Origin of the sequence: Megasphaera sp. MJR8396C, from assembly GCF_001546855.1 — a bacterium.
Lineage (GTDB): Bacteria > Bacillota > Negativicutes > Veillonellales > Megasphaeraceae > Megasphaera.
Genome location: NZ_KQ958168.1, coordinates 1 through 826, shown reverse-complemented (window position 1 = coordinate 826; position 826 = coordinate 1). Strand labels below are relative to the sequence as shown.

Annotated in this window: 1 protein-coding gene; it reads left to right on the top strand. The window is 43.9% G+C overall.

The window, feature by feature from the left end:
- Positions 1-820 (top strand): IS3 family transposase (locus HMPREF3201_RS04350; protein WP_197408255.1); only part of this gene is annotated, 820 nt, incomplete at its 5' end.
- Between the last annotated feature and the right edge of the window lie 6 nt (positions 821-826).

The following is an 826-nucleotide window of genomic DNA, read 5'->3' as shown; positions in this document are numbered from 1 at the left end:
ACTGCCGAAATCCACCTATATGTATTGGCAAAAGCGCTTGAATCGTCCCTCGAAAGATGCTGAACTCGAAGGTAAAATCAAAGCAATCCGGAACTCGCATGCAAATTATGGCTATCGCCGGATTTATGGAGCACTTCGTGCAGAAGGTCTCTCTGTAAACCGAAAACGAGTCCAACGCGTAGTCCAAAGACTAGGACTTCAAGTCACGGCCTTCACTCGTAGAAGCCGAAAATATTATTCTTATAAAGGAAAGGTTGGTAAGGTGGCTCCCAATCGGTTAAAGCGCCGGTTTGACACCTGCATTCTGCACCAGAAAATCACCACAGATACGACCGAATTCAAGTATTACCAACTGGATGAACAGGGACACCTGGTCACGAAAAAACTCTATCTTGATCCGTTCCTTGATCTCTACAATAGAGAAATTATCAGCTACAGCATCACGAAACGGCCATGTACCGAAGGGATAACCACTGCGCTGAATAAAGCCATCAAAATAACATCAGACTGTAAGTATCGACGCACTTTTCATTCCGACCAAGGTTGGGCCTACCAGATGGGATGTTACACCAAACGATTAAGAGAAGAGCGAATTTTTCAAAGTATGTCTCGGAAAGGGACGTGCTTGGATAACAGTGTTATGGAAAACTTCTTTGGCCTACTGAAACAGGAAATTTACTATGGACATACATATCACAGCTTTGATGAACTGAAGCAGGCTATAGAGCGATTCATCAAATACTATAATGAACGGAGAAGCAAAGAAAAACTCGGTTGGTGCAGCCCAGTAGAATACCGACTTCGCCATACCGCGGCATAGAAAAAC